Origin of the sequence: Streptomyces sp. SID5643 (assembly GCF_009872555.1) — a bacterium.
GTDB lineage: Bacteria > Actinomycetota > Actinomycetes > Streptomycetales > Streptomycetaceae > Streptomyces > Streptomyces iakyrus.
This window is the reverse complement of record NZ_WWIC01000236.1, coordinates 22286-38212: the sequence shown is the minus strand read 5'-3', so window position 1 is coordinate 38212 and position 15927 is coordinate 22286. Positions and strand designations below refer to the sequence as shown.

Here is a 15927-nt window from a genome sequence, read left to right as displayed (position 1 = left end):
CCGCCGCGGCGGCGGGCGGCCCGGTCGGTGTCGCCGTCGGGGCGGCGGTGACGGCGGCGCAGGTCGTCGGCCGTACCGCCTCCGGCTCGCTGGAGGGCGCCGACCCGGACAAGGGGCACAACACCTGATTTCTGCGGGACGGACGGTCCGACGCTCGTGCCGGACCGTCCGTCCCGCCCCGATCGGCCGTCGGACTCCCGATCCCCCCGGGAGTCCGGCGGCGCCCTCCCCTCTTCGCCGTGCCGCCCGTGTCCCGGCCCGTCACCCCACCACTCCAGTGCACTTCACGAAGGGAAAACGGACCCCCATGTCCACGGAAGCCGTCACCCACCCGACCTACGGGAACTGGCGCCGCCCCCGGCGTCCCGGGCTCGGACCGCTCGGGCTCGTCGGCACCTTCGGTGTCTTCGGCGGGCTCGTCCTCACGCTGCTCGCGTCCCTGATCTCGCTGTACGCGGCGGTGGTGGTGTTCACCCCCATCGCGGTGCTCCTGGTCCCGCTCGCCATCCGCACCCAGGACGGCCGCAACGTCTACCAGCTGATGGCCCTGCGCATCGGCTGGCGGCGGCGCAAGGCCAAGGGGGCGCACCTGTACGTCTCCGGGCCGCTGTCCGCCCGGCCCGGCGGCCGGTTCCGTCCGCCGGGCCTGCTCAACAAGGTGACGGTGACCGAGGGCCGGGACGCCTACGACCGCCCCTTCGGCGTGCTGCACCACCCGAGCCGCAACCTCTACACGATCGTGCTCGGCTGCGACCCCGACGGCGGTGCGCTCGTCGACCCCGACCAGGTGGACGTCTGGGTCGCGCTGTGGGGCGAGTGGCTGGCCCGGCTGGCCCACGAGCCCGGCCTGCGCGGCGCCTCGGTGATCGTGGAGACCGCGCCCGACCCCGGCACCCGGCTCGCCCACGAGGTGCTGCCCCGCATCCGGGCGAACGCGCCGGCCGCGGCCCGGGCCGTGATGGAGGAGGTCGTCGAGCGGTACCCCACCGCGTCCTCCGAGATGCACACGTACGTCAGCCTCACCTACGGCGTGCCCGCCGGTCAGCGGCGCAAGCAGGAGGACGTGCTCACCGACCTCGCCATCCGCATCCCCGGTCTGCTCAGCGGCCTGGTGGCGGCGGGCGGCGGAGCGGCCCTCCCGCTGTCGGCGGAACGCATCGCCGAGGTCGTACGGGTGGCCTACGACCCGGCGGTCGCCGCCGACGTCCTCGACGCCCGGGCCCGGCACGGCGGCACGGGTCTGGAGTGGGAGGACGCCGGGCCCGCAGCCGCGGTCGAGACCGTGGGCAGCTACCAGCACGACTCGGGGATCTCCCGGACGTGGCTGATGACACTGGCGCCGCGCGGCACCGTCCGGTCCTCGGTGCTGCGGGGCATGCTGGAGGCGGCTCCCGGCACCCGGCGCAAGCGGGTCGCCCTCGTGTACCGGCCGATCGACCCGGCCACCTCGGCCAGAATCGTCGAGGCGGACCGGCGCAGCGCCCAGTTCATGGCGACGTCCGGCCGGGGCATGGTGCAGGCCCGCGCGGCCTCGGAGATGCGGGCGGCGGAGCAGACCGCGGCCGAGGAGGCGTCGGGCGCCGGACTCGTGGAGTTCTCGCTCATGCTGACGGTCACCGTCGACACCATGGAGGAACTCGCCGACGCGAGCGTCACCGTGCGCAACCTGACGGCCGCTTCCCGGGTGCTGATGCGACCCGCGGACCGGATGCAGGCGGCCGCGTTCAGCTGCACGCTGCCCGCCGGGATCCTCCCCTGGGAGCAGACCCTGATCCCCCACGAACTCCAGGAGGCGCTGTGAGCCGCCGCGAGCGCAAGCGGGCCGAACAGGCCGACCGGCTGGCCGAGATGCGGGCACGCGAGGAACTGGACGCGCTGCTCACCGGAGCGGGTGCCGCCCGGCCGGTCGAGCCCGGGCCGGGCGAGGGCGGCGGCGGGCGGAGCGGGGCCCGCCCGGGCCGGAAGGACCGGCGGGCAAGCGGTGGTTCCCGTCCGCGCGAGCTGTTCGTGCCGCCGCGCGGCTGGTACGGGCCCGGGGGTGGGCGGGTCGGCTACCTGGACCCGCCGACCATGTGGCGGGCCACCACCGTGCAGGCGTGCGGCATGTGGCCGTTCGCCGCCGGTTCCGGCTCCCCCATGACGGGCGTACCGCTGGGACAGCACCTGTTCACCGGGGCCACGGTCTGCGGCGACCCGTTGAACTGGTTCACCCGGGCCCGCTACATCTCCAACCCTTCGCTGTTCATGCTCGGCATGCCGGGCCTGGGCAAGTCCACGCTCGTCAACCGCATGCTGATCGGTCTGGCCGCGACCGGGGTCGTCCCGCTGGTCCTCGGTGACCTCAAGCCCGACTACGCCGACACCGTCCGCGCCCTGGGGGGCCAGGTGATCTCCATCGGCCGCGGCCGGGGCGGCATCAACGTCCTCGACCCGGGCGCCATGGGCGCGGCGGCGGCCCGGATCGGCGGCGAGGCGGGCGAGGTGCTGAAGGCCGAGACGCACGGCCGGGTGCTGAACATGGTGGCCGCGCTGATCACCATCGTGCGCGGCCGGCCGATGGACGACCACGAGCAGTCCGTGCTCTCGGCCGTCCTGCACCACCTGCGCGAACGCACCCCGCCGGGCCGCACGGTGCTGCTGCCGGACGTGCTCCGGGTGCTCGCCGAGGGCCCCGACCGGGTGCGGGCGGTCACTCTCGACCGCGGGGACGACGCCCGCTACCGGGACGCCGTCGACCCGCTGCACCGCTCCCTCCTGGGCATCCTCGACGGTCCGCTGGGCGACACGTTCGCCTCCGAGACCTCCACGCGCATCGACCCGGCCGCCCCGGCGGTGTGCATCGACATCTCCGGCATCGGTGAGGCCGACACCCAGTTGACCGCCGCCGCGATGCTCGCCGCCTGGTCCGACGGGCTCGGCACGGTGGCCGCCTCGCACGCGCTCGCGGACGCCGGACTGGAGCCGCGGCGCTGGTTCTTCACGGTGCTCGACGAGTTGTGGCGCCCGCTGCGCGCGGCTTCCGGCATCGTCGACCGCATCGACGCGCTGACGCGGCTGAACCGGTCCCTCGGCCTGGGCGACGCCAAGATCACACACACGCTCAAGGACGCCGAGGCCCTCGGCACCGACGCCGACCGGGCCAAGGCCCGCGGGTTCGTCGAACGGGCGGGGATGGTGGTGTGCGCGGGGCTGCCGAAGGCGGAGATGGAGGACCTCGGCAAGGTGGTGGGGCTGTCCCGGCGCGAGATCGAGCTCGTGTCGTCGTGGTCCTCCCCGCCCGGCTGGGGGGTCTCGGGGGAGCACGAGGAGCCGCCCGGCCGGGGCCGCTTCCTCATCAAGGTCGGCGGGCGCCCCGGCATCCCGATCAAGGTCGCCATCACCGACGCCGAACGCCGGCTGCACGACACCAACACCCGGTGGACGCCGAACGAGAATACCGTCGAGCAGGCCGTCGAACAGGAACTCGCCCACACCGCCGCGCAGGTGGCCCGGGCCGCCCGGGAGGGAGCGTACGCGCTGCCCGGCGGGCCCGAGGGCCCGGCGGCCGGCGACGCGGGGAGGTGGACCGCGTGAGAGCTCCGGGCACCGGCAGCGCGCACGAGCAGCTGCCGTGGGCGATCGTGGCGCTCGCCGGGACCGGTCTGGTCATGTTCACCGTCGTCTGGTCCGGCGGGACCCTCGGGTCCGGGCTCACCGGCAACGGCTGGCACGGCCCGCCGTTCGCCTTGTCCACCGTGAAGCGGCTGGTCACCGGCGGACCCGGCGGACTGTGGCCCGGGACACCGGCCGCGGCACTCTACGGCGGCATGCTCGGTCTGCTCGCGCTCGTCGCGCTGCCCGTCGCCCTGCTGCTGCGTTTCCTGCTGGGCCGGGCCGGACGCATGAAGGGCCTGGCCGGGCGGCGCGAGCTCGCCGCGATGTGTCCCAAGGGCATCGAGGGCCGCGCCCGCGAACTGCGCCCCACCCTGGAGGGCCGTGACCGGCTGCACCCGGACGAGACCGGCAACCTCCTGGGCGACCTCATGCCCGACGGGCCCGAGTTGCGCAGTAGTCACGAGGACGTGGAGCTCGACCTGATGGCGCCGCGGGCCGGCAAGTCCACCGGCATCGCGGTTCCCCGGGTGCTGCGTGCCCAGGGCGCGGTCCTGCTCACCTCCAACAAGTCGGACGTGTACGCCGTCACCCGCGCCGAGCGCGAGAAGGCGGGCACGGTCTGGACGTTCGACCCGCAGGGGATCGCCCACACCCCGCGCGCCCTGTGGTGGGACCTGCTCGGTGAGTGCCACACGATCGAGGGCTCCCGCCGCATGGCCGGTCACTTCGTGGCGTCCGTCAACGACGACACCGCGAAGAAGGACTTCTGGATCTCGGCCGCCCAGAACACCCTCACGGCTCTCTTCCTGGCGGCGGCCCGCAGCGGGTCCCCCCTGCCCGAGCTGCTCGGCTGGCTCGCCGACCCCGCCGACCGCACCCCGGTCGACCTGCTGCGCGACGCCGGACTCGTGGCGATGGCCGAGCAGTTGCAGGGCACCGTCCGCGGGGCGGTCGAGACCCGGGACGGCATCTACGAGACCGCCCGCCAGACCGTGTCCTGCCTGCTCGACCCGGAGATCCTCGCCTGGGTCACACCCGACCCCCGCCTTCCGGAGTTCCGTCCCGACCGGCACGTCCTCGGCCGGGACACGCTCTACCTTCTCTCCAAGGACGGCGGCGGTTCCGCGGCCGGTGTCATCGCCGGCCTGGCCGACGCGACGATGCGGGCCGGTGTGGTCGCCGCCGAGCGCATGGGCGGCCGGCTGGATCCGCCGCTGACCGCGGTCCTCGACGAGGCCGCCAACGTCTGCCGCATCTCCGATCTGCCCGACCTGTACTCGCACTTCGGCTCCCGGGGCATCAACGTCGTGACGTTGTTGCAGAGTTACCGCCAAGGTGCCCGGGTCTGGGGCGAGGTCGGCATGGACGCGCTGTGGAGCGCGGCGACGGTCAAGCTCCTCGGCGCGGGTCTGGACGACGCCGACTTCGTGCAGAAGATCTCCACGCTCGTCGGCCAGCACGACGTCCGCACCCCCACCGTCTCGCGCGGCAAGGAGGGCACGTCCCGGTCGTACTCCTACCGCCAGGAGGCCGTCCTGCCGCCGGACCGCATCCGTGCCCTGCCCAAGGGCACGGCCCTGCTGCTCGCCACCGGCGTCAGGCCCGCGCTGATCCGGCTGCGCCCCTGGTACAAGGAGCCCGGCGCGGCGGCGATCTCGGCGGCGGCGAAGGCGGAGACGGCGGCCATCACCGAGCGGGCCGCACGTCGTCTCCCCCCGGGTCCGCGCTCCGTCGCGGGCCTGCCCGGGCCGCAGGGGGTTCCGCTGTCCAAGCGGGCTTCGTGACCGTCCGGGGCAGGCCTGCGGGGCGCCGGCCCAGCGTCACGGCGCGCAGCGCCCGCTCGGCCGGCCCGTAACGGGTCCACGCCGGCAGCCGTGCGCCGAGCGCGAGCTGGGCGGCGTAGAGCAGGACGCACCCGGCGAGCACGGCGACCGTACCGGCCCGGTCGTACAGCCCCAGCCCGTACCCGGAGAAGACGCAGGCGAGGACGAGTGACTGGGTGAGGTAGTGGCTGAGCGCCGTGCGCCCGGCGGCGGCGAGCACACCGGCCGCCGCCGGGACACGGTCCCTGGACCGGCGGGTGAGCAGCAGAAGCAGACCGCAGGCGTAGGACGTGGTGAGCGCCGGGGCGGTCAGGACGGTGGCCGCCTGCCCGACGAAGAACCAGCGGCCGTCCAGCGGCCCGCTCACGCAGCAGGCGGCGATCACGCCACCGCCGAGGCCGGGCGGCAGCCACCGCAGGGCCGTCCGGCGCAGCCACGCGCGGTCCTGTCCGCGTCGCTCGGCCAGCCGGGACTTCGCCGCGGCCAGCCCGCCCAGGAACGCGGCCAGCATGGCGGGCGCGTACAGCAGGCCGGTGCCGAGCGCGGCCGGCAGGTCCCGCAGGTGGGTGCCGAGCACCGAGGCGGCGTCGCCCCGGTAGGCGGCGGCGCGCGCGGCGGCCCGGGGCGCGTACCCGGTGGCGGTGACCGGTTCGGTGAGGGCGACGGTCAGCAGCCCGTACCCGAGCAGCAGCGCCGACAGAAGCAGCAGCAGGGTGGCCGCGAGCCTCAGCGCGGCGCGGACGGTGAGCCCTCTCAGCCCGTACAGCACCAGGGCGAGGACGGCGTACGTCGTCAGGACGTCCCCGGGGTACAGCAGGACCGCGTGGAGCGCGCCCAGGGTGAACAGGCCCGCCGTGCGCCGCAGATGGCGAGGGGCGAAGGCGGCGCCGGTCCGGCGCGCGGCTCGGGCCTGGAGGACGAAGCTGTAGCCGAAGAGGAAGGAGAACAGGACGTAGAACTTTGCGGTGACCAGCGCGGTCACCAGCCACCCGGCGACCCGGTCCGGGGCGGGGGCCCCCGGCCCGCCGCCGAAGACCGTGGCCGGGCCCGCCACGAGCAGGGCGTTGACCACGAGGATGCCGAACAGGGCGAACCCGCGCAGCACGTCGAGTTCGCCGACACGCGGAGCACCCGCCCGGCTCACCGGGCCGTCACGACCGCGGTGCCGAAGGCCAGGGTGGCGGACAGGAACCAGCCGAACGACGGGGCCAGCAGGTGCCGGGACGTCCACAGTCTGGCCCCGGTGGGCCGGTCGCGCGCGTACACGACCGGCACGCTGTCGCCGACCGGGGGCAGGCCGCAGAACGGCCCGAGCGGGCCCGGATCGAGGACGAAATCCCTTCCCAGGTGGTCGGAGAACACCACAAGACCGCCGCGCCGCGGGTCGGTCGCCGCACGGGCCGTCACGCGCCCCGCCACCCGCCGGCCGCGCGCCCACAGGGCGGCGGCGGTCGCCAGCGCCCGGACCGCGGCCAGCAGACTGCCGAGGCCGAGCCCCGTGCACAGCGCGAGCAGCACCACCTGTGCGTTCACATCAACCCCTTCGCCGGCGCCCTGCGGGCACAACGGCCCGCGGGGCCGCCCGGTTCACACCGTCCTTGAACCTCCGCGGGGCACGGGGCCGTTGTGCGGGCGTCCACGTGACCGCGAAGGAGCCATGAACCGCATGACACACATTCCGGGCGCGCACGGCCGTCGGACGGCGGCCGTCGTCACGCTGGCCCTGGCCCTGACGGCGACGCTCCACCAGCCCGCCGTCGCCGAACCGCGGACCCTCGCCGAGGTGCGCGCCGAACTCGACCGCCTCTACCACCGGGCCGAGGTCGCCACGGAGAAGTACAACGCGCTGGACGGCAAGGTCACCCGTCAGGAGAAGCGCCTCGGCACGCTTCGGACCCAAGTGGCCGCGGCCGAGCGGAAGCTGAGCCGTCTCACCGGCCTGGCCGGGGCGGCGGCCCGCTCCCAGTACCGCGGGGGCGGTGTCCCGGCCGAGGTGCAGTTCGCCCTGGCCGGTGATCCGGAACGCGCGCTGGACAACGCCTCCCTGGTCCGTCGGGCGCAGCTGGCCACCCAGCGGACGGTCGCCACCCTGACCACGGCGGAAGACGAACTGCGCACCCGCAGCGAGGCGGCGGCCGATGAGCTGAAGCGGCTGAGGAAGAACCGCGCCTCTCTCGGCTCCCACCGCAGGACGATCCGCTCGCGCATCCGGGAGGCCCGGGAGGTGGAGTCGGGGCTGGCGGACAAGCAGCGCCGTGAACTGGCCGCGCTCGAACGCAGGACGGCCGACGAGGCCCAGGCGCAGTGGGTGCGGTCGGGCGTCCTCGACGGCGCGGCAGCCAAAGGCAGCAGCGCGGGCCGCAAGGCCGTGGCCTTCGCGACCAGGGAGCTCGGCAAGCCGTACGTCTGGGGCGCCGAGGGCCCCGACTCCTACGACTGCTCCGGTCTCACCTCGCAGGCGTGGCTGACGGCGGGCGTGGTCATCCCGCGCACCTCGCAGGAGCAGTGGCGGCTGCTGCGCCGCGTCCCGGTGGGGAAGATGCGCCCCGGTGACCTGATCATCCACAACGCCGACGCCAGTCACGTCTCGCTCTACATCGGCGGCGGCCGGATGATCCACGCCCCTCGCCCGGGGCGTCACGTGACGGTGGCGCCGGCCGGGTCGATGGAGATCCTCGGGGTGGTGCGGCCCGACGCCTGAGCGTGCGGCGGGGCGGGCCCGTGACAAGGACCCGCCCCGCTTCACACGGTCCTGCTATCGGGCTCCGCCTCCACCGGCTGCCCTGCGGCGGCCTCCCTGCCCGTGGCTGTGCGACGAGGAGTGCGACGGCGCGGGGGGCCGCTGGGGCGCCGAGCCGCCACGCGACTGGCCGGGCTGCTGGTACTGCTGCTGTTGCTGCGCGAGGTATGACCCGACCTGCTGGTTGTACTGCGGCAGCGTCGGCCCGTAGGCGTCCGTGGGCATCTGCTGGGGCATGGGCTGCCGGGACGGGTCGTGCATGGGCTGCGGAGCCGCTACGGTCACCGCTGTCCCGACGGCCTGGGCCATGGCGCCGAAGCCCTGCATGCCCGGGTGATTCATGCCGGCCCCGGCACCGTAGACAGCGCCTCCGACGGTCGCGACCGTGGACCCCGCGATCCTGGTGTAGGAGGGGGCGGGCTGCGGATGCGTGGGATTGGTCGCGACGTTGCGCGCGTAGTAGAGCTGCCGGGCGACCTCGGCGGCGTTGGCGGCGGCCGTCGCGCCGACCGCGCCACCGTAGCCCTGCAGGGAGGCGTTGGGGTCGGACCCGTACTGCGCCCCCAGCATGGCGGCGCCCTGCCCCGCCAGGGGAGCCGCCGCGAGGGTGGCGTTGGCGGCACGCGTCCAGCCGCTGTCCCCCGGCTGCGGGGCAGCCGCCGAGTGCGAGGACGGTGCGTACGAGTACTGGGAGGAGGACTGGGAGTACTGCGACTGGGACTGGGACTGGGACTGGCGCGAACTGCTCGACGTGCTGGGCGGGTAGGGCCCGGAGCCGTCGCTCTCCGGGCTGGTGCTGCGCTCCCGCTCCGCGGAACCGCCGCTCTGCCGGCTTCGTGCCGTCCGGAAGCTGTCGTCCGAGTGGTTTCCTGACATGTGAAGCGCTCACTTCCTGCGAGATCGTCACGTGCGACTCCGTCGCGGAGTCGCCAGCACAACGGAAACGGGACGGCGGGGGTTCAGAGCGGATGAACCCCCGCGGGCCACGCACGCGTTGTGGTCCCGTGCCAGGACAGAGCCGACCCCGCACCCGGAGACGTCTTCATGAGCAGTCCCGAGTCCGACCCCCAGGAGCCCGGGCCGCCCCCGCTCCCCGCCCCAACGTTCATCCTCTACTTCCAGGGCCCTCAGTACGCCGAGGCGCTGCGGCAGCTGACCCTCTGGGCCCACCACGTGTTGCTGCCCGTCTACGGCCGGGAAATCACCTCCTCCGCTCCTTGGTGCTCGCGCTGGTGGGAGCACCCTGAAGCGGTCGCGCAGCTTCACGGCCTGTGGCTGGCCTGGACGGAGCTGACCGGCCCCGGGTCAGGCCCGAGCGGGCCCGCCAACTGGCATCGCGACTACCTGCTGCCGGTGATGGCGTCCCTGCGTGACCCCTCGGGTCCCTTCGCCGGCTGCAAGCCCGGCGCCCATCGGCGGAAGGAGAGTCCCCCCGTCGATTTCCTCGACCCGTTCGGCCCGCCGTCGGCCACGGCGTGACACCGTCGTGGACGGGTGTTGAACCGCCCGGCCTCGCCGCCCGTTGTGGCCTCGTGTCCGCACCTTCCGACCCGAGAGAGGGCCACCGTGGCAGATGACAACGCGGCCTCCCCGGACCGGAACCGGTCGGCTGCGGACCGTCCCGAAGCGGCACTGGCGCGTGACCTGGTCAGGACCGAGTACCGCCTGCGGAACGGGCGCCGGGGCGCCGGACGCGACGGGGCGGACACGCCGGGCGCCTGGAGCAGGCTGGCGGAGCGCCTGCGCAGGCTCGTCGACCGGCTGTCCGGCCGGTACCGGGCCGGTACCGGCGGCCCGGACGCGGGCGCGGCCGGGTCATGGCAGCCGGTCCCGGCACAGACGACCGCCCCCGCCCCCACCCGTGGGGACGGGCCGTCCCCGGAGGGTGCCGGAGCGTCGGCGCACCCGGACCTGGTGCGCCTGGAACGGCGGATCGGCCGACTGCCGACGCTTCGGCACGAGGCCTTCGAGGACGCGGTGCTCCATCTGCTGCGGACCGAAGACCGGTTCAGGAAGGCGTACGAGCGGTCGCCGGAGAGCATGCCGACGGTCGCCCGGTACGCGGCCAACGCCCATATGCGGGAGGCGCTGCGGGAGTCGGCTGCGGGCGCGGACCCACGGGAGCCCGCGTCGACGCGGGGCGGCCCGTCCCGGACCTCGTCGGTCGCGAGCGCGAAGGGCACCACCGACAGCGCCGCGCAGACGGAGGCCTCGGCCGCAACGCGTACCGCCGCCGAGGCGCTGGACGCCGCCCGTGACCGGATCATGGCAGCCGACGCACGGCAATTCGCGGCGCTGCGCGCTCGCTGGGAGCGTACGGCCGGCCGGGAGGGGCCGGACACGGCCCCGGGGCGGGGCCGGAGCGGCTTCGAGGGCCCCCGGCAGGACGGGATGGCCGACGGGCAGGCCTTCCGGGCGGCCCAGCGGGCCCAGTGGGACCGGCTCGGCTTCGGCGCCACCGCCTTGTCCGCCTCCGGTGAGGACCTCACCGGCGAGGGCTTCCGGGCCGCCGCCGAGGCCCGTCGGGAGCAACGGAGCAACGGCCCCAGCGCCGTTCCCCGCTCCACCGACGCCTTCGACGGCCAGGCCTTCCTCGCTGCCGAGCGAGCCGCTCAGGGGGCCGCTGAGGGAGCCGCTCAGGGGACCGGGCCGGGTCCGGACCTCGCCGGGCCGCCGGCGGACGCCGGCAGGAGCGCGCCCCCGCCGCCTCTGCTCAGCAGCGAGGGACACACGGCCGTACGCAGCTCCCTCGACACCCTCCGGCCCTTCCTCACCTCCACGGCGCCGGGCACCCCGGACACGCCGACGCGTGCGCACCGCCCGGCGCCGGTCCACAGCCCCACCACCCCCACCACCCCCCAGAAGAGAGGACGGACATGACGTACGTCGCCCCCGCGGGAGGCGCGGTCCATGCGTGAACCGCGCATCCGCAGCCGCGTCTCGTTCCTGCTCGCGCTGCTCCTGGTCGTGGCCGGTGTCACCGGCACCGCGCTGCTGATCCAGAACCAGCGCCCGGACGGTGTGAGCATCGCGGGCACACCGGCCGCCGGTGCCGGCTCCGCCGAGCACACCGTCACCTTCCGCAACACGACGGACCACCGCATCTGGATCGGCAGCACGGTCAACGCCGACGGGTCGGCCGCGCTCACCGGGCTGCCCACGCTGGACCCGGGCCGCTCGGCCACGGTCACGATCCCCGAGCAGTCCGGCGCCGGGCACTGGCGCGGCAAGTTCTTCGCCCGTGAGGGCTGCACCGGCGAGGAGGGGAGCACGTTCCACTGCGCCGTCGGCGACTGCGGCCCCTACGCCGACCGGTGCTCGACCGGTGAACAACCCACCGGACTGGCGGAGTTCAACTTCGACCCGAAGGACGGCCAGGCGCCCTGGTACAACGTCAGTTACGTCAACGCCGTCGCCGCGCCGATCACCATCACGCCGGACGGCGTGACGCCGCCCGAGTCGGGCGAGTGCGCGTCGGCCGGGTGTGCCACGGATCTGCTCGCCGCCTGCCCGGCGGACAACCTGGTCGGGGACGAGGCCACCGGCCGGCCCCTGGTCTGCGTCAACCCGAACCGGGACGCCAAGACGCCCTACAGTGACGCGCTGGCCGCGCAGTGCCCGACCGCGTACAGCTGGTCCAAGCACGACACCGAGCAGGGCAACCAGGTCGTGTACCAGTGCCGGGAGTGCACGGGCCTGACCGTCACCTTCCACGGCACCGGCGACGGCGCCGCCGCGCCCGAGCCCGGTCCCGGGGTCACCGAGCGGCCCGGCAGCGGCGGCGCCCCGGCCGCCGCCGGCAAGGGGGTCGCCCTGAACCCCGTGGCGGGCGCCTCCGAGGCCCTGGCCGACTCCGGTTCGTCCTGGTACTACAACTGGGCCTCCTCGCCCGACGGCGTCACCGGCAGCACCGGCGCCGAGTTCGTCCCGATGATCTGGGGTCCGGACTCGGTCACCGACGCCGAACTGGGGCAGGCCGCCCGCACGGGGAAGGCGCTCCTGGGCTTCAACGAGCCGGACCATCCGGGCCAGGCCGACATGTCACCCGAGCAGGCCCTCGACCTGTGGCCCCGGCTGGAGTCCACCGGCCTGCGGCTGGGCGCGCCCGCGGTCGCCTCCGGCGCGGACGTGCCGGGCGGCTGGCTGGACCGGTTCATGACGGGGGCGCAACAGCGGGGGCTGCGGGTCGACTTCATCCCCGTGCACTGGTACGGCGCGGACTTCGGGCCCGGCGCGGCCGACCAGTTGCGCGGCTATCTCCAGGCCGTCCACGACCGCTACAAGAAGCCGGTCTGGCTCACGGAGTACGCCCTGACCGACTTCTCCCGGGGCACCCCGCGCTACCCGGGTGAACAGGAGCAGACCGACTTCGTCCGGTCGTCGACCGAGATGCTGAACAAGCTGGACTTCGTCGAGCGGTACGCCTGGTTCGCACTGTCGAAGGAGACCAGCCCGACAGGTCTGTACGACGGGGCGGCGCCCAACGCGAGCGGGCGGATCTACCGCGAGGTGCGCTGAGGCACCGCCCGGAGGTGAGGGTGGCCTCCCGCGTTGAACCGTCCCCGCCCCGCACGCGTTGTGCGGATGCCTGCCGGCGCATCGCCGGCAGGCATCACCCACGAAGGAGAGCCATGTCAGGCGGTGCGTCTCGGCGCGGCCTCCCGGGCGCCCGCGTCGGCCGGGCCGTCCGGGAGGCGGTCGAGCCGCTCACGGACCTGCTCGGCGTCCGGGTGGCCGAACTCCGCGAAGATCGCGAGGGCGTGCCGCCAGCTCGCCCGGGCCGCCTCGGGCTCTCCGCCGTCGAGGTGGACGTCCCCGAGATGGCCCAGTGTGTGGCCCTCGCCCCAGCGGTTGCCGATGTCCCGGTGGGTCGCGAGCGCCCGGAGGTAGTGGCCGACGGACTCGCCGTGGCGCCCGAGCCGGTGGTGGATCGTGCCGAGGATGTCGAGCGTGACGCCCTCGACCCAGCGGTTTCCGCCCGCCCGCAGGACCACCAGCGCCCGCTGGAGGCAGTCGAGGGCCTCGTCGTAGCGTCCCATCCGCTGGTAGGCGTCGCCCAGGTTGCTCAGGGCGATGCCCTCGCCCCAGACGTTGCCCGCGATGCGGTCGAGGGCCAGTCCGCGACGGGCGTACTCGACGGCTTCGCGGAGCCGGCCCGCGTGCAGGTAGGCGTCGCCCAGATTGGCGATCACCGACGCCCGGGCCGCCCTGTCCCCCAGCTCCCGGCTCAGCACCAGCGCTTGGCGCAGGTGCTCGACGGCCTCGTCGAACCGTCCGGCGCTGCGCAGCGCGGCGGCCGTGTCGGACAGGCCCTGGGCCTCCCCTTCCCGGTCCCCGGCGTCGCGGGCCGCGGCCAGACCCGTCCGTGTGGTGTCCAGCCAGTCGTGCAGGTGGCTGCGGAGGTAGAAGAACCCCCACAGGACGGCGGGCAGTCGCCACGCGGTGCCCGTGTGCCCGGCCTGGGCGGCCTGGTGCACGGCGACGATCAGGTTGGGCCGTTCGGTCTCGCACCACTCCAGCGCCCGTTCGTGCGTGGTGAACTCCAGCGGCCGGCAGTCCTCCGGCCGCGGCCCCAGCGGGATGCGACGGCGCTGGGGGGTGATGTGCGGGTAGGCCGCGTCGGCGGTGTGCAGATACCAGGTCAGCAAGCGCTGGAGCGCCAGATCCCGCTCCTGTGGGGTCTCCTCCACGCGCACGCGTTCGGCGGCGTACACCCGGAGCAGGTCGTGCAGGTGGTAGCGGCCCGGGAAGTGCTCGGTGAGCAGGTGGGCACGGGTCAGTTCGGCGAGGGGCCCGCGCGCCTCACGCGGGGCGAGGCCGGCGAGGGCGGCCGCCGCCGGTGCGGAGACGTCCGGCCCTGCGTGCAGCCCGAGGAGCCGGAACAGACGCGCGGCCGGAGCGGACAGCGCCTTGTAGGACCAGGAGAAGACGGCCCGCACGTCGGTGGTGATGTCGTCGCCGCCGGTGAAGGCGTCCAGGCTGCCGTGGCTTTCGTTCACCTCGTCGGCGATGGCGCTCAGCGGGAAGCCGGGGTGGGCGCAGGCATGCGCGGCGACGATGGCCAGGGCCAGCGGCAGGCGGGCGCAGCGCGCGATGATCTCGTCCGCGGCCCGTGGCTCGGCGGCCAGCCGGTCGCCGCCCAGGCGCCGGGCCAGCAGGTCGTGCGCCTCGACCGGGGAGAGCTGGTCCAGCGTCAGGGGGTGTGCCCCCTCGCCGGCGACCAGGCCGGTGAGCCGGTTGCGGCTGGTGACGATGACCAGGCAGCCCGGGGCCCCTGGCAGCAGCGGGCGCACCTGTTCGGTGTCGCGGGCGTTGTCGAGCAGGATCAGCACCCTGCGGCGGGCCAGCAGGCTGCGGTACAGCGCGACCTGGGCGTCGAGGCCGGCGGGTATGCGCATCGGCGGTACGCCCAGCGCGTCGAGGAAGCCGCGCACCGCTTCGTCCGGCGTCAGCGCGGAGCCGGTCGGGTCGAAACCGCGCAGGTTGACGTAGAGCTGACCGCCGGGGAACCGGTCGGCCACACGGTGGGCCCAGTGCACGGCCAGGGTCGACTTGCCGATCCCGCCCATGCCTCCGATGGCGCTGATCACCACGGTCGACGGGGGGCTGCCGTCCCGGGGCAGCAGGTCCCCGATCAGACCGAGTTCGGCGGCGCGTCCGGCGAACGTCGGCAGGTCCGCGGGCAGTTGCGCGGGGCGGGCCGGCTGGAACGGCGACCCGTGCGGGTCGGCCGGGCCGGGCCGTGCCGCTCCTCCCGCCGTGGCGCCGTCGGCGATCGTCCCGTCCTCCGGCGCGGCGCCGGACGGTGCCGCGCGTTCGGGCGGCGCCGCCTGCCCGGGCACCGCCGGAGCGGGGCCGCGGGCCGGATACGGCATCAGGGCCGGGTCGGCGGCCAGGATGCGGTCGTGCAGGTCCTGGAGCGACCACCCGGGTTCGACGCCCAGTTCCGCCACCAGGGCCGCGCGTGCCCCGCGGTACGCGGCCAGTGCCTCGGCCTGCCGTCCCGAGCGGTACAGGGCGAGCATGAGCAGGCGGCACAGCTCCTCGCGCAGGGGGTGTCTGGCGGTGAGCGGGAGCAGCTCGGCGATCACCTCATGGTGGCGTCCGAGTTCGATGTCGGCGTCCAGCCGGGCCTCCAGCGCGGCCAGCCACTCCTCGTCCAGCCAGGAGCGCGCCGTCTCGGCGAGCGGGCCCGGGACGCCGGTCAGTGCGGCGCCCCGCCAGCCGTCCAGCGCGGCGCGCAGCAGGTCCGCGGCGGCGGACACGTCACCCGTGGCGCGCGCCTTCTTCGCCTCCGCGACCCGGCGCTGGAACACGGCGAGGTCCAGGCCGTCGTCCGGAACGCGCAGCAGATAACCGTCACCGACGGAGACGAGTGTCCGGGGCTGCTCCGCCGGACCGCGGTCGGGCTCCAGCACCTTGCGCAGGCGCGACACGTAGGTCCGCAGAACGGACACGGCGGCAGCGGGCGGCTCCTCTCCCCAGACGGCGTCGATGAGTTCGCCGAGTGGCAGAGGGCGCCCGCGTCGTAAGAGGAGCGCTGCCAGCACCACCCTCTGCTGCGGTGAGCCGAGGTCGAGTTCCCGCTCCCCGCGCCATGCCCTGACCTGCCCCAGCACAGCGAAACGGAAGGTATTCACGTAGTCCACGTTCGGACTCTAGTGCGCACCAGCTCCGGCACTCCCACTGCCTCGGAACATGCCGTTCCGTCACCTGATCACCGCTGACGTGCCACTCTTTCCCCTTTTCACCCGCGAGTTGAACCGTGGA

General features: G+C 74.6%; 11 protein-coding genes. 7 read left to right on the top strand and 4 right to left on the bottom strand.

Annotated features, from left to right (window positions below; all coding sequences use genetic code 11):
• The first annotated feature begins 307 nt into the window (after nt 1–307).
• From GTY56_RS26395 to GTY56_RS26385, 3 genes are read left to right on the top strand one after another with little or no spacing between them, the layout of a single operon-like run.
• On the top strand, nt 308–1801 hold the full coding sequence (locus GTY56_RS26395) for an SCO6880 family protein (protein ID WP_161367811.1): 1494 nt from the start codon (nt 308–310) through the stop codon (nt 1799–1801).
• Complete coding sequence (locus tag GTY56_RS26390) at nt 1798–3573, top strand: putative type IV secretion/conjugal transfer ATPase (RefSeq protein ID WP_161367810.1); 1776 nt, start codon at nt 1798–1800, stop codon at nt 3571–3573. The genes GTY56_RS26395 and GTY56_RS26390 overlap by 4 nt, the downstream gene beginning before the upstream one ends.
• Nucleotides 3561–5378: a TraM recognition domain-containing protein gene (locus tag GTY56_RS26385; protein WP_524540148.1), complete on the top strand. Its 1818-nt coding sequence runs from the start codon at nt 3561–3563 to the stop codon at nt 5376–5378. The genes GTY56_RS26390 and GTY56_RS26385 overlap by 13 nt, the downstream gene beginning before the upstream one ends.
• On the opposite strand, the gene GTY56_RS26380 is transcribed toward GTY56_RS26385, so the two are convergent.
• Together GTY56_RS26380 and GTY56_RS26375 are read right to left on the bottom strand one after the other, a co-directional pair.
• Nucleotides 5281–6561 carry a DUF418 domain-containing protein gene (locus tag GTY56_RS26380; protein WP_161367809.1) on the bottom strand — a complete coding sequence of 427 codons (1281 nt, stop codon included), beginning with the start codon at nt 6559–6561 and terminating at the stop codon, nt 5281–5283. The genes GTY56_RS26385 and GTY56_RS26380 overlap by 98 nt on opposite strands.
• Nucleotides 6558–6950, bottom strand: coding sequence for a hypothetical protein (locus GTY56_RS26375; protein ID WP_161367808.1), 393 nt, complete (start codon nt 6948–6950; stop codon nt 6558–6560). Before GTY56_RS26375 ends, GTY56_RS26380 begins: the two co-directional genes overlap by 4 nt.
• A 133-nt stretch (nt 6951–7083) precedes the next feature.
• Between GTY56_RS26375 and GTY56_RS26370 the strand changes: the two genes are divergently transcribed.
• Nucleotides 7084–8118 (top strand): C40 family peptidase, encoded by a 1035-nt coding sequence (locus GTY56_RS26370; protein ID WP_161367807.1) that lies wholly within the window; start codon nt 7084–7086, stop codon nt 8116–8118.
• 54 nt (nt 8119–8172) lie between these two features.
• Here GTY56_RS26370 and GTY56_RS26365 read toward each other — a convergent pair whose 3' ends face one another.
• Nucleotides 8173–9033 carry a hypothetical protein gene (locus GTY56_RS26365; protein ID WP_161367806.1) on the bottom strand — a complete coding sequence of 287 codons (861 nt, stop codon included), beginning with the start codon at nt 9031–9033 and terminating at the stop codon, nt 8173–8175.
• A gap of 168 nt (nt 9034–9201) precedes the next feature.
• On the opposite strand from GTY56_RS26365, the gene GTY56_RS26360 reads away from it, so the two are divergent.
• The 3 genes from GTY56_RS26360 to GTY56_RS26350 all read left to right on the top strand — a co-directional run bounded on the left by GTY56_RS26360 (nt 9202) and on the right by GTY56_RS26350 (nt 12675).
• The gene (locus tag GTY56_RS26360) at nt 9202–9636 is read left to right on the top strand and encodes a DUF4913 domain-containing protein (protein WP_161367805.1); all 435 of its coding nucleotides are present in this window, start codon (nt 9202–9204) and stop codon (nt 9634–9636) included.
• An 87-nt stretch (nt 9637–9723) separates the two neighbouring features.
• A complete protein-coding gene (locus GTY56_RS26355; RefSeq protein WP_161367804.1) occupies nt 9724–11037 on the top strand; it encodes a serine/threonine-protein kinase in 1314 nt (437 codons plus the stop codon).
• A 30-nt stretch (nt 11038–11067) separates the two neighbouring features.
• Nucleotides 11068–12675 (top strand): glycosyl hydrolase, encoded by a 1608-nt coding sequence (locus tag GTY56_RS26350; RefSeq protein WP_161367803.1) that lies wholly within the window; start codon nt 11068–11070, stop codon nt 12673–12675.
• Nucleotides 12676–12791: 116 nt separating this feature from the next.
• Here the strand turns inward: GTY56_RS26350 and GTY56_RS26345 are convergent, their stop codons facing one another.
• On the bottom strand, nt 12792–15806 hold the full coding sequence (locus GTY56_RS26345) for an AfsR/SARP family transcriptional regulator (RefSeq protein ID WP_346345587.1): 3015 nt from the start codon (nt 15804–15806) through the stop codon (nt 12792–12794).
• Nucleotides 15807–15927: the final 121 nt, after the last annotated feature.